This window comes from Selenomonas sp. AB3002 (assembly GCF_000702545.1).
Lineage (GTDB): Bacteria > Bacillota > Negativicutes > Selenomonadales > Selenomonadaceae > Selenomonas_B > Selenomonas_B ruminantium_A.
Genome location: NZ_JNIO01000008.1, coordinates 849,711 through 863,055, shown reverse-complemented (window position 1 = coordinate 863,055; position 13,345 = coordinate 849,711). Strand labels below are relative to the sequence as shown.

Annotated in this window: 10 protein-coding genes; 9 read left to right on the top strand and 1 reads right to left on the bottom strand. The window is 53.8% G+C overall.

Going from position 1 to position 13,345, the window contains the following annotated elements:
- Position 1: 1 nt before the first annotated feature.
- From P159_RS0111935 to P159_RS19515, 3 genes are all read left to right on the top strand, one after another.
- Positions 2 to 1,075 (top strand): LD-carboxypeptidase, encoded by a 1,074-nt coding sequence (locus P159_RS0111935; RefSeq protein WP_221174093.1) that lies wholly within the window; start codon positions 2 to 4, stop codon positions 1,073 to 1,075.
- A gap of 7 nt (positions 1,076 to 1,082) precedes the next feature.
- The gene (locus P159_RS0111930; protein ID WP_185753720.1) at positions 1,083 to 1,304 is read left to right on the top strand and encodes a hypothetical protein; all 222 of its coding nucleotides are present in this window, start codon (positions 1,083 to 1,085) and stop codon (positions 1,302 to 1,304) included.
- A 107-nt stretch (positions 1,305 to 1,411) separates the two neighbouring features.
- Positions 1,412 to 1,945 carry an NlpC/P60 family protein gene (locus tag P159_RS19515; protein ID WP_185753719.1) on the top strand — a complete coding sequence of 178 codons (534 nt, stop codon included), beginning with the start codon at positions 1,412 to 1,414 and terminating at the stop codon, positions 1,943 to 1,945.
- A 57-nt stretch (positions 1,946 to 2,002) separates the two neighbouring features.
- Here P159_RS19515 and P159_RS0111920 read toward each other — a convergent pair whose 3' ends face one another.
- Positions 2,003 to 3,913: a calcium-binding protein gene (locus P159_RS0111920; protein WP_185753718.1), complete on the bottom strand. Its 1,911-nt coding sequence runs from the start codon at positions 3,911 to 3,913 to the stop codon at positions 2,003 to 2,005.
- Between the two features lie 345 nt (positions 3,914 to 4,258).
- On the opposite strand from P159_RS0111920, the gene P159_RS0111915 reads away from it, so the two are divergent.
- The 6 genes from P159_RS0111915 (at position 4,259) to hslU (ending at position 13,227) form a co-directional block, all read left to right on the top strand.
- Positions 4,259 to 6,070: an IS1634 family transposase gene (locus tag P159_RS0111915; protein ID WP_029540396.1), complete on the top strand. Its 1,812-nt coding sequence runs from the start codon at positions 4,259 to 4,261 to the stop codon at positions 6,068 to 6,070.
- A 455-nt stretch (positions 6,071 to 6,525) separates the two neighbouring features.
- Positions 6,526 to 7,629, top strand: a complete 1,104-nt coding sequence (dprA, locus tag P159_RS0111910; RefSeq protein ID WP_029544329.1) for a DNA-processing protein DprA — start codon at positions 6,526 to 6,528, stop codon at positions 7,627 to 7,629.
- Positions 7,601 to 9,889 carry a type I DNA topoisomerase gene (gene topA, locus P159_RS0111905; protein WP_029544327.1) on the top strand — a complete coding sequence of 763 codons (2,289 nt, stop codon included), beginning with the start codon at positions 7,601 to 7,603 and terminating at the stop codon, positions 9,887 to 9,889. Before dprA ends, topA begins: the two co-directional genes overlap by 29 nt.
- Positions 9,886 to 11,229 carry a methylenetetrahydrofolate--tRNA-(uracil(54)-C(5))-methyltransferase (FADH(2)-oxidizing) TrmFO gene (gene trmFO / locus P159_RS0111900; protein WP_029544325.1) on the top strand — a complete coding sequence of 448 codons (1,344 nt, stop codon included), beginning with the start codon at positions 9,886 to 9,888 and terminating at the stop codon, positions 11,227 to 11,229. The genes topA and trmFO overlap by 4 nt, the downstream gene beginning before the upstream one ends.
- 52 nt (positions 11,230 to 11,281) lie before the next feature.
- The gene (hslV, locus tag P159_RS0111895) at positions 11,282 to 11,818 is read left to right on the top strand and encodes an ATP-dependent protease subunit HslV (protein WP_029544324.1); all 537 of its coding nucleotides are present in this window, start codon (positions 11,282 to 11,284) and stop codon (positions 11,816 to 11,818) included.
- Between the two features lie 17 nt (positions 11,819 to 11,835).
- Positions 11,836 to 13,227, top strand: coding sequence for an ATP-dependent protease ATPase subunit HslU (gene hslU / locus P159_RS0111890; RefSeq protein WP_029544322.1), 1,392 nt, complete (start codon positions 11,836 to 11,838; stop codon positions 13,225 to 13,227).
- Positions 13,228 to 13,345: the final 118 nt, after the last annotated feature.

Genomic DNA, 13,345 nt, shown 5'->3' with positions numbered 1-13,345 from the left:
TATGAAAAAAATGTTTTTGGCTGCTTCTATGGGAGTGGCTATAACCTTGGCTCCCGTACCTGGCATTTCCTGCCTGCCTCAGTGTCAGACAGCGTTGGCTGCGCCACAGACGGAGAAAATGGAGGTGGTGCGAGGGTGTGCCCTGAGCCCTGGAGACACCATCGGGGTATTGGCCCCGGCTTCCAATACGGATGTAGATGAACTGAAAAATGCTGTCAGGTATTTGGAAAAATTGGGCTACAAGGTGAAGCTGGCTCCTTCCTGCAAGGCCCAGTACGGCTATTTTGCTGGCACAGATTCACAGCGAGCCGCTGACCTCAATCATTTCTTTGCTGATGATGAGGTAAAGGCCATTCTTTGCCTTCGGGGGGGCTACGGTTCCTCCCGGGTGCTGGACAAGCTGGACTATGAAGCCATCCGCCAGCATCCCAAGCAGTTCATAGGTTATAGTGATGTTACGGCTCTGCATATCGCTTTGGGAGAAAAGAGTCGTTTGTCTACGGTGCATGGTCCCATGCTGACTTCTTTTGAAGACAATACTTCCCAAAAGGCTTTCACCAGGGAAATTTTCGCCAAGGGTGTAAGCGGCAGCCTTTATCCCGGAGAAATACCGCTGCCAGCTGGCAAAAGCTTGCAGGCTATAAGCGCAGGGCGGGCTGAAGGGCCTGTCATCGGCGGCAATTTGACCATTGTGCAGTCCCTGATTGGTACTCCTTATGAACTGCAGGGGGAGGGAGCTATCCTGTTCCTGGAGGATGTGGGGGAGGCCACTTATGGCATTGACCGGGCCTTGCAGCAGCTTTGGCAAAGCGGACTGCTCTCACGGGTGAACGGCGTTGTTGTGGGTGATTTCACAGGGGCAGATGATGATTACGAGGAAGGGGATTTCCGTCTGGATGAAGTGCTGGCCTATTATGCCAGACTTTCCGGCAAGCCCTGGCTGAAGGGGGTGCCCGCAGGCCATGACAAGGACAATATTTACCTGCCCTTTGGGGTCAGGGCTGTCATGGAGGCCCATGAGGACGGCACCGCCAGCTTGTGCATAAATGAGATTCCAGTTAGCAGGCAAGAGTGATGAAAATATGCGTGAGGCACTTTACGTCAAAGGAGAGACAATGAGAGTGAAAGCAAAAAGCGTTTTAGCAGCTGCAGTCATAGGTGCCGTGAGCGTGAACATATTTTGTGCTATGCCCGTTACAGCCGCACAGGAAAGTCCGATGGCAGCAGTTGGCAGTGTTATTGACTATGGACTGCTTGTAAACAAGACCCATAAGCTTCCGGATGATTATGAATCAAACAAGTGATGAATATCTGCAGTGGGAAACACCTTATCATAAGATGCACCGCAAGCTGGCAGAGCACGGCTTCATTCTCAGCTCTGAAGGTGAACGGCATCCTTCAGGAGGCGGAAGTGGCTGTGCCGGATGATGAGACGGTTCACAAGGGGTATCTACCCTTTTCCGAAAACAACCTGATTCGTCAGGCTTTCCGTTTCTATATGGACCTTTACGGCTGGGGCGGCCTGGAAGGGGGCGTTGACTGCTCCCTGCTCACGGCTGATGTGTACCGCAGCCTGGGCCTGGATATTCCCGGTGATGCCAACAGACAGCGTGACTTTGTGCCGGCCAAGGTATCTTTTGCCGAGGGAATGAGCAGGAAGGAAAGGCTGCAGGCTTTGGGGCAGCTGCGTCCTGGGGATATGCTGTTCAGCCCGGGGCACGCCATGATGTATTTGGGAACCGATGACAGGGGAGAGCCCTATATCATACAGGCGGGCAGCAGCCGCTGCTTCCCCGGCGAGGGTGATGAAGGAGCGCTGAAATATTATACGCGCCGGGTTACGGTAGATGATTTTTACTTTTACAAAAGGCCGGACAAGCAGCTGATAGATGCAATTGTAAGCGCCAGTGGATTTTTGTCGCATTCAGAAAATACCTTTTTCTAAACTAAAAGAAGCAGACACACATCAAGTATGTCTGCTTTCTTTAATCTTACGGCTGCTTTAGGCTGGCATCCAACCCTTAGACTTGCTGTTATGTTTGAATGACTGTCCGTTGGACAGCACGAAGGTGGCATTGTCATCTACATGGTTCAGCGTAAGGGTGCCGCCGTCAACCATGGTGACGGTCATGCTGGCGCCATGGTCATCGATGCCTGCTATGCCTTCCAGTCCCGTGTTGTAGAGCATAATCTTATCGTTAGCATTGGCAGCGGTGATGACATCCCTGCCGTCGCCCAGGCCATAGTAATAATCGTTGGAGCCACGCCCCCCGGTGAGTGTGTCTGCTGAGCTACCCTGACCGCCCCACAGGCTGCTGGAGGCCGCGCCACCTATGATGGTTTCGTTGACATTGCCATTGCCGGCCAGGAGGACGTTGTTGGCGGCAGAGCCGTCAAGCTTGGTGATGCCGTCAAAGACTTTGCCCTGGGTACCGTTAGCCCAGACCTGGGGGCCGTTGCCGGTCACCTTCAAGGTGCTGTTGCTGCTACCCAGGTAGACATCCACATTATCCTCGTAAGTGATAATGCTACCAGCCTTGCCAAATTTGACATGATGGGTAGTTTGGTTATCTGTGGTGAAATCTACCACATTGGAACCAACTCCTTCTATGGTCAGTTGGTCGCCGCCAAGTTGCAGATCGACATTGTTGCCATTGATGCTGTAGCCAAAGCCGTGGTTGAGGTCAAGATAAAGCTTGTCCTTGCCTGCCCCCCAGTTGCCGTTCCTGATGGTATCATGGCCGTCGCCACTGAGGAAGAAATATTCGGCCTGTCCACTCTTGTTGCCTATCAGAACATCAGAAGAAGCCCCGCCTCCCCAGAGGCTGGTCTGGCCGGTGCCGGCTTGTATGACATCATTGGTAGAGCCGTTGCCGATCAGTTTGCCGCCCTCCTGGATAGGCGTCTGGGAAAACTGTATCAGTTCATTTGAATAATAGACATTCAAGCCGGATATTTTTGAGAGGTTGCCGCCCAAGGCTTGCCAGCTCACCGGGCTGGTGTTTTCCGGCACTACGCTTTCCACTGTCTGCACCGGACCGCCGTAATCAGAGCCGGTAATAGCTCCAGTATCATCATCGTCTAAATTGATACCACAGGTCTGGCGCAAGAAATCATGCCATTCGCGGCGATATGTGTCTCTCATATTTGGGTTGCCAGCAGGGGTATTGCAGGCATCCTGCACAAAATTACCTACGTCATTTTGATTGGTGACCACGCCGTTAGTGATTGTTTTTAGCATGTCATCGACAAGCAGGCCATTGACAGTAGTATGGCTATTGCTAAGGAAGGCAACTGCATCACTCAAAGTCTGCTGGGGTGTTTTACCCCAAAGATGGCTATAATTGAGCAGTGATTTCATGTAGAGATAACCGCCAGCATCTTCTCCTTTGAATGGACGGCCAAAGATGTCATGCTGCACCTGGTCTATAAGAAAAAGCGAAGCGTTCTCCAGCGTGGGACCATCTGCACCTACCAGCATCTCACCGAAACCATCGGCAATGAGGCTCTCCAAATCATTGGGATTGTCGGTGCGGTGCATATTGGCATAGGCAAGAGCCTTGCCAATAGCAACGGTTATATCTTTGTCCAAGGCACGTGTGCGGTCAAAGGTAAGACCGCTGGTTGTGCTTGTATCAATCTTATCCAGATGCGCCGTATTGATGACCAGATGCATGTCCTCATGAATGTAGGAGCTAAGGGGCAAAGTAGCATAATACGGATTGCCGTTTAGATAGGCCAGACGACAATCGTTGGGGTCGTTGGCTGTAGATATGCTGATTCTGTTAAAATTGACTCCACGGTTTTCAAAAGACCAACCGTATACGCTCTTTGCCTTGGCCAAGGCTTGTGGAATCCACTCGTTGTTCAAGCCCCGCAAAATGTAACTCGCGATTTGTTCCATACTTGCCATAGTATCTCTCCTTGAAAATTTTTCCTTTAAAAATGAGCGTTAGCACGCCTGCTCACCTGAAAACATCTATATCCTGGCATATAGAATGTAAAACATCAAGCAGGCTGGCTTCGCACGTGGGCTATTATAGCATAGGCTACTGTAGATGAAAAGGTCGTAAGCGTCAAAGCTGCCAGAATGCCATAAAACTCCGTGCAAAACAAAGTTTTGCACCTACCCGACTTTGCCACGAAATTTAAAATCATACACCTAAAAAAGTAAGGAATTTCAAAGGTTTTCCTTGCTTTTTTATTGCTTTTATGTTATAATTATTTAGTAGGTATATATTTACATAAGGAGAGGACTATGTTTGTCGAGCTGTGCAAGAACAATGGCATCCCTTACCTCCGTCTGATGCAAAGCTGCCGGGTTGAAGACAGCCAGGGGCGCAAGGTCTCCCGCAAGAAGACCGTCATGAACATTGGCCCCTTGTCCCGCTTCGATGACGGCAAGCCGGATTTCGTGCAGCGTCTGAAGGATTCATACAAGAACGGAATCCCCATCATTGATTCTCTGCTTCCTTATGTCGATTCCCCACTGCCGCAAAAGCATGTCGTAACTTACGTCGAAGGAGAGGCTGCCTGTATAGGCGCGCCAAAACTCGTTGCCCAGTTTCTGCTTGACCGACTGTTTGGGCAGCTGGGGCTGGACAAGCTTTGTGCAACTTTGAAGCACTCATTGGGACTTACATATGACCTGGCCGGATTCATACGCCTGCTCATTTTCGGGCGCATACTGCAGCCTGCTTCCAAGTGGGAAACCGCACAGCAGAACGAGCAGTATTTTGCCCCGTTGGCAGATGTTTCCTATCCCTACCATATCTACGATGCACTGGATGTGCTGGCGGAGCACAAGGAACAGTTCATCCGCCGGATGCATTCTTCCATCTGCAAATCCGTAGGACGTTCCACGGCGCATATTTACTATGATGTCACGAACTTCTTCTTTGAGATAGAAGATCCAGATCCTGATGAGCGCGTAAACGGTGATACGCAAAAAGGCCTGCGGCAGAAAGGCGTTTCCAAGGAGAATCGCAGAGAGCCAATCGTGCAGATGGGGCTTTTCCTTGATGACAACGGCATCCCCATAACCATTGAGTCATTCCCCGGCAATACCCTTGACCAGGCTACGCTGCGTCCTGCCCTGAAGAAAAGCATGGGGAGACTTGAGACGGAACGTTTTGTTCTGGTGGCTGACCGAGGCATGCATTCTTTCTACAACCTCTGTCATCTTGTCAGGGATGGACAGGGCTACATAGTAAGCAAGAGCATACGCAAGACCCCGAAGGCTGAGAGACATTGGATTCTGGAGCAGGAAGGCTATACATCCAAGGGCAGTTCCTTCCGTCTGAAATCACGTATTCTGACCCGCAGGGTAAAGGATGAGGACGGCAATACCGTGGAACTCAAAGAGAAAGTTGTTGTCTACTGGAGCGAACGCTTCTACAAGCGCGAGTACCACGAGCATAAGAGATTCCTGGATTTTCTGGAGAAACTGCGCAATAACCCGTCAACATTCCGCGTGACGGCAACACAGTCCCGCCAGCTCAAGAAATATTTCAAGAAAGAGTTTGTCCACAAGGAAACCGGGGAGATGATCGAGTCCGGCAAACTGCTGGGCATGCTGGATGAAGAAAAGCTTGAGGAACTAACGGCATACATGGGTTATTACCAGATTGTGACTTCGGAAACAGACATGGCCGATGAAGATGTTGTGGAGGCTTACCACGGGCTGACGCAGATCGAAGACCAGTTCAGGGAAATGAAAGGAACGCTGGCCACACGCCCAATATATGTCTCAACCAGGGAGCATATACAGGCGCATCTCCTGGTATGCATGATGGCATTGACAATGCTCCGCCTGATTCAGAAAAAAGTTTTATCTGCTACCCCTGGCGGAAATGCTGACAGCCTGTGGAGTTACGGCCTTTCTGGCAGACGTGTCCAGTCAGCCCTGCAAAAGTGGCAAATTGACAAACTGCCCGGAGACCTTTACCGATTCAATAACACAATGGATGATGACCTAAAGAAGATACTGTCTGCGTTCTCACTGGATATTGTCCCGAAGCTTTACACAAGAGGTGATTTACGAAAGATGAAGGCTGATATGGACCTTTGAAGTGTAGGTGTATATTATTTTCGAAAAAATAAGCACGAAGCCATATGTACTGTGGCTTCGTGCATTTTTTACGTGGCAAAGTCGGGTTATAGCATAGGCTACTGTAGATGAAAAGGTCGTAAGCGTCAAAGCTGCCAGAATGCCATAAAACTCCGTGCAAAACAAAGTTTTGCACCTACGCCCTTAAACGAAAACAACCAATCAATCTGCGTCCTGTGGACTTGATTTCTTGGGTTTTCATAATAAAATAAGCCAGTTTTCTAGAATGTCTTGACTTGTCTGCAAGCTGTCTGCATGATATACTGTGAACTTGGAATAATGGGAAATGGCTTCAGACAAAAACATTGAAATATTAAAGGAATTTTTAGACTGAACTGATAGTATCTGATACAGATAGCTAGAGGATTGAAACGTATAGACAAGCATGGAAGGCTGAAGCGGGGATGGTGAGGCAGATGGAGGGAATGGAACCCTTTTACGGCGCAGCGGTATCCCGTTGCCCGGGGGTGGGCGGCAGCAAATTGCAGGCGCTGGTGACGTGCCTGGGATCTGCCCGGGCGGTCTGGGAGGCTGAGCCTGCAGACTGGCAGGTGCCTGGCATGGGTGAGAAGCTCATCAGGCGGCTGGCGGAGTTCCGCAAGGAGGAACCCGGACTGCCAGAGAAGCTGCAGGAAGAGTGCAGCCGCCTTGGCGTCAGGCTGCTCACCATCTGGGATGAGGATTATCCCCCCATGCTGAAGGAGATTTACGAGGCTCCCGCCATCCTCTATGTGAAGGGAACTATCCAGAAGGAGGCTGCCCGCATTGCCATGGTGGGGGCCAGGAAGTTTTCTCCCTATGGGGAGGCCGTGGCCAAGAGTTTTGGCATGGGTCTTGCCAAGGCCGGGCTGACAGTGGTCAGCGGCGGCGCCAGGGGCATTGATACCGCCTCCCACAAGGGGGCGCTGCAGGCTCCAAATGGCAGGACTGTGTCGGTGCTTGGCTGCGGGGTGGATGTGGTCTATCCTCCCGAGAATCGCCGCCTTTTTGAAACCATCGTGGAGCGGGGCGGGGCGATTATTTCGGAATATGAGCCGGGCACTCAGCCTTTGCCAGCTTATTTTCCTGCCAGGAACCGCATCATTGCCGGCCTTTCCAGAGGCACGGTAGTGGTGGAGGCGGCAAAGCGCTCCGGTTCCCTGATTACGGCGGAACTGGCCCTGAGCGAAGGGCGGGAGGTGTTTGCCGTGCCTGGCAGCATTTTTTCCAGCACGAGTGAAGGCTGCCATCATCTGCTGAGAGAAGGGGCCAGCATGGCTGCTTCGGTAGAGGATGTGCTGGAGGGACTGGGGCTGGCTGCAGAGGAAAAGAAGCCCCGCCAGGAGCCAAAGCTCACCCCGGAGCAGCGCCGTGTGTATCAGGTGCTTTCTTTTGAGCACCCTTTGACTATGGATGAAATAATAGAATGCCTGCCGGAAGGGGAGGTTTCCACCTTGTCCTTCCTGCTCCTGCAGATGGAGATGGAAGGCATTGTGGTAGAAAACGAACTGCATGCCTACAGGCGTGCGGAGAGGGAGTGACAGTTTGGCTGCAGCAGTTGCGGAAGCAGAAGAGAAGAAAAAGGTAAGGCCAAAGAAGAAAGCTACGGCCAGCAAAGTGAAGAAGACCCTGGTGGTGGTGGAGTCACCGGCCAAGGCCAAGACTATAGAGAAATACCTGGGCAAGAAGTACATGGTGCGTGCCTCCATGGGACATCTCAGGGATTTGCCCAAGAGCCAGTTCGGCATCGATGTGGAGAACGATTTCGAGCCCAAGTACATCAATATCAGGGGCAAGGGTGACCTCATCAAGGCGTTGAAGAAAGATGCCAAGAACGCCAGCAAAGTCTATCTGGCAAGCGATCCTGACCGCGAAGGTGAGGCCATTGCCTGGCATCTGTCCTATATTCTGGGACTGGACCCTGCCGGGGACTGCCGCATTGTCTTCAACGAAATAACCAAGCCTGCCATCCAGGAGGCAGTCAAGCATCCCCGCTCTATTGACCTTGACCAGGTGGATGCCCAGCAGGCCCGCCGCATGCTGGACCGCATTGTGGGCTACAAGCTGTCTCCTTTGCTTTGGCGCAAGGTAAGGAAGGGGTTGTCTGCGGGCCGCGTCCAGTCTGTGACGGTGAAGTTAATCTGCGACAGGGAAAAGGAAATCCAGGCTTTTGAATCTGTGGAATACTGGACAGTAGGGCTGAAGCTCAGGAAAGCCAAGTCCACCCAGTTTGAAGCGGAACTGGTTCAGGTGGACGGCGAGAAGCTGGAACTCCATACAGAAGCTGAGACTATGGCTTTGGTGTCTGACCTGCAGAAGCAGGACCTTGCCGTGCAGGCCATCAAGAAGAGCGAGCGCCGCAGGAAGCCGTCAGCGCCCTTCACCACCAGCTCACTGCAACAGGATGCTGCCCGCAAGCTGGGCTTCACCTCACGCAAGACCATGATGCTGGCCCAGCAGCTCTATGAAGGTCTGGAACTGGGCCACAAGGGGCCCGTGGGTCTTATCACCTACATGCGTACCGACTCCACCCGCCTTTCCGAGGTGGCACAGAATGAGGCCCGCAGCTACATTGAGGCGAACTTCGGCCAGGATTATCTGCCAGAAAAGCCCAATGTCTATGTGGCGGGCAAGAAGGCCCAGGATGCACATGAGGCCATCCGTCCCACTCAGGCGGAGCTGACTCCTGAGGCGGTGGAAAAGTATCTGAGCAAGGACCAGCTGAAGCTCTACACCCTGATCTGGCAGCGGTTCATTGCCTGCCAGATGGTGCCGGCAGTGTACGATACCATGAGCATTGCCATTCAGGCCGGCAGCCGCTACGGCCTCAGGGCTGCAGGCTCCCGCCTGAAATTCCCGGGCTTCACGGCAGTCTATGCCGGGGCAGATGCCACCAAGAAGGAAAAGGATGTCATCCTGCCGGAGCTGGCGGAAGGGGATGCTCTGGATCTCGTGAAGACACTGCCCCAGCAGCACTTCACGGAGCCGCCTCCCCGCTACAACGATGCTTCCCTGGTCAAGACCCTGGAGGAAAAGGAAATCGGGCGCCCCAGCACCTATGCCCCAATCATTGAGACCATTCAGGCCCGGGGCTATGTGCAGCGCATTGACAAGCACTTCCAGCCCACGGAGCTGGGCTTTGTGGTGGTGGATATGCTGGAGGAGTATTTCCAGGATATCGTTGATGTGAAGTTCACGGCAGACCTGGAGAACGAGCTGGACGGCATTGCCGAGGGCCAGGTGAAGAAGAACGACCTGCTGGGGGGGTTCTACGGCCCCTTTGAGGAGACTTTGGAAAAGGCTGACGAGGCCATAGGTCATGTGGAGCTGCCGGTGGAGGTTTCCGATGTGCAGTGCGATCTCTGCGGCCGCATGATGGTGGTGAAGCAGGGGCGCTTTGGCAAGTTCCTGGCCTGCCCGGGTTTCCCCGAGTGCCGCAATACCAAGCCCCTGCTGAAGGACACCGGTGTGACCTGTCCCAAGTGCGGGGGACGCATCGTGGAGCGCCGCACCCGCAGGGGCCGTACCTTCTACGGTTGCGAGAACTACCCTGAGTGTGATTACAACACCTGGGACCAGCCCTTGCAGGAGAAGTGCGAGAAGTGCGGTGCCTTTATGCTGAAGCATCATTATAAGAACGGCAGGGGCATCACTTATTGCAGCAACGACGATTGCGAGAGTCGCATCAATCACCCCATCAACAAGGAGCTGGAGAAGATTCGCCAGCGGGCCGAGGCCAAGCGGGCCAAGGAATTGGAAAAAGCTGAGGCGGAGGCCGCAGCCGAAGGAGAAAAGGCATGAAGAAAGTTATCATCGTCGGCGCAGGCCTGGCAGGGGCGGAAGCCGCCTGGCAGGCAGCCAAAATGGGCGCTGAGGTGACCTTATATGAGATGCGCCCGGAGAAATCCACTCCGGCCCACAAGACTGCAGGCTTTGCGGAGCTGGTGTGCAGCAACTCTTTGCGTGGGGCTGGCATGGAAAACGCCGTAGGCGTATTGAAAGAAGAAATGCGCCGGCTGGGCTCCATCATCATGGAGGCTGCTGATGCTACCAAGGTGCCCGCTGGGGGCGCCTTGGCGGTGGACCGGCACGGCTTCAGCGATTACATCACCGAAAAGGTAAGCAACCATCCAAACATAACGGTGATTCATGAGGAAGTCACTGCCATCCCCGAAGAAGAGGGGTCGGTGACCATCATTGCCAGCGGCCCCCTTACGGAAGGAGCCTTGGCGGAAGATATTGCCCGCCGCACGGACAGTGATTCCCTGTATTTCTATGATGCGGCAGCGCCCATCGTGAGCCTGGAATCCGTGGACATGACCAAAGCCTACCGTGCTTCCCGCTACGGCAAGGGAGAGGCTGCCTACATCAACTGTCCCATGACTGAGGCAGAGTATCGGGCCTTCTGGCAGGAACTGGTAAATGCCGAGAAAGCTCCCACCAAGGATTTTGAGAAGGAGAAATTCTTCGAGGGCTGCATGCCTGTGGAGGTCATGGCGTCCCGTGGCGAAGATACGCTTCTTTTCGGTCCCTTGAAGCCTGTAGGGCTGGAGCACCCGGAGACCGGGGAACTGCCCTTTGCCGTGGTGCAGCTGCGTCAGGATAATGCGGGAGCCACCCTTTACAATATCGTGGGCTTCCAGACTCACCTGAAGTGGCCTGAGCAGCGCCGTGTCTTTGGCATGATACCCGGCCTGGAGCATGCAGAGTTCCTGCGCTACGGCGTCATGCACCGCAATACCTTCCTGAATTCTCCCCGCCACATGCGCCCTACATATCAGCTGAAGGGCAATGACAATCTCTTCTTTGCCGGGCAGATGACGGGAGTGGAGGGCTATGTGGAAAGCGCTTCCTCAGGACTGGTGGCAGGCATCAATGCCGCCAGGGCAGCCATGGATTTGGAGCCGCTGGTGTTCCCGGAGGAAACCTGCCACGGAGCTCTGGCTCACTATATCACCACCAGCGAAGCCAAGCATTTCCAGCCCATGAATGTGAATTTCGGGCTTTTGCCGGATGCGGGGCTGACCAAGCAGGATTTGAGAGCTATCCCCCGCAGTGAGCGGAAAAAATACAAGAAAGAATGGCTGGCCAAACGAGCTTTGGAAAGCCTGGAGAAGTTCAAGTCCCAGCTTAATATCTGACACATCAATATCTGACACAGCCTTACTAGGAGTTGATCTTATGGAAAGCAGAATGGAATTTCATGCTACTACTATCTGTGCCGTGCGCAAGAATGGCAAGACTGCCATTGCTGGTGACGGCCAGGTGACCTTTGGACAGAGCGCCATCATGAAGGCCAATGCGCGGAAAGTGCGTACTCTCTATCACGGCAAGGTGCTGGCAGGTTTTGCCGGTTCTGTGGCTGATGCCTTCACCCTCTTCGAGAAGTTCGAGGGCAAGCTGGAAAGCTACAATGGCAACCTGCAGCGGGCTGCGGTGGAGCTGGCCAAGGATTGGCGCACGGACAGGGTGCTCAGGAAGCTGGAGGCCCTGCTGCTGGTAGCTGACAAGGAGAAAATCCTCATGCTCTCAGGCAACGGCGAGGTCATTGAGCCGGACGGGGATGCAGCAGCTATCGGTTCCGGCGGCTTCTACGCCCTGGCAGCAGCCCGGGCCATGGTGCAGCATACGGATATGGAAGCCAAAGAGGTGGCCAAAGAGGCTCTTTCCATTGCCGCAGACATCTGCGTCTACACGAACCATAATATCAAGGTGGAGGAACTGGCATGAGCGACATCGAGAAGAAGATAGAAGAAATTGGCGTGAATGAGCAGACTCCCCGGGAAATCGTGGCGGAGCTGGATAAATACGTAGTGGGGCAGGGGGAGGCCAAGCGTTCCGTGGCTATCGCCCTGCGCAACCGCTGGCGTTCCCGCCAGCTTACGGGAGCCATGAAGGAGGATATCATACCCAAGAACATCCTCATGATCGGCTCCACCGGCGTGGGCAAGACGGAGATTGCCCGCCGCCTGGCGAAGCTGGTGAAGGCACCCTTCATCAAGGTAGAAGCCACCAAGTTCACCGAGGTGGGCTATGTGGGCCGTGATGTGGAATCCATTGTCCGTGATTTGGCGGAGACTGCTGTGCGCATGGTGCGCCAGCAGCGCATGGAAGCCGTGCAGGACAAGGCCAAGGAACTGGCAGAAGAGCGCATCCTGGATGTCTTCGTGCCCCAGCCCAAGAAATCCCAGAATCCTCTGGGCAAGCTCTTCGGGGCTGCCGAGGAGGAAGAGGAGAAGCCAGCAGAACCAAAATATCCTGCCGGACGCGAATGGGTGAAGAAGCGCCTGGACAAGGGCGAGCTGGAGGAGGAGACCATCGAGATAGATGTGGAAGAGTCCTCCAAGCCCATGGTGGGCATGTTCGCAGGCTCCAGCCTGGAGGGCATGGGTGACAACCTGCAGGATATGATCGGCAGCCTGATGCCCAAGAACCGCAAGAAGCGCAAGGTCACCGTGGCCCAGGCCCGCAAGATCTTCGCCCAGGAAGAGGCTGCCAAGCTCATCGATATGGAAGCTGTGGCAGAAGAGGCCGTGAAGGTAGCCGAATATACCGGCATCGTGTTCCTGGATGAGATTGACAAGGTGGCAGTGAAGAACGGCACTTCCGGCGGCGCTGATGTGTCCCGGGAGGGCGTGCAGCGTGATATCCTGCCCATCGTGGAAGGCTCTACGGTCATGACCAAGTACGGCCCCGTGAAGACTGACCACATCCTCTTCATCGCTGCCGGCGCTTTCCACACGGCCAAGCCCTCCGACCTGATTCCCGAGCTGCAGGGCCGTTTCCCCATCCGCGTGGAGCTGAAGTCCCTGCGCAAGGAAGACTTTGAGAAAATCCTCACTGAACCCCAGAATGCCCTGCTGAAGCAGTATGAGGCTCTGCTGGCTACTGAGGGCGTGACCATTGAATTCAGGCCTGATGCCATCAGCCGGGTGGCTGAGCTGGCCTGCGATGTGAACGAGCAGGCTGAGGACATCGGTGCCCGCCGTCTCCACACTCTTCTGGAGAAGCTCCTGGAGCAGGTGAGCTTTGACGCTCCCGACCTTACCGAGAAGCATGTGACCATTGACGCATCCTATGTGGATGAGAAGTTATCAGATATTGTGGTGAACAGGGACCTTTCCCAGTTCATACTTTAAGTAACTATTTCAGAAAGTTTATGGCAGACGGCAGCTTCTTTGGCTGTCGTCTTTCCTTTTCTGTCTTTGAAAGTGAGTAAAAGCAGAAAATTTAATTAAAAAAATTTCCTTGCCATCT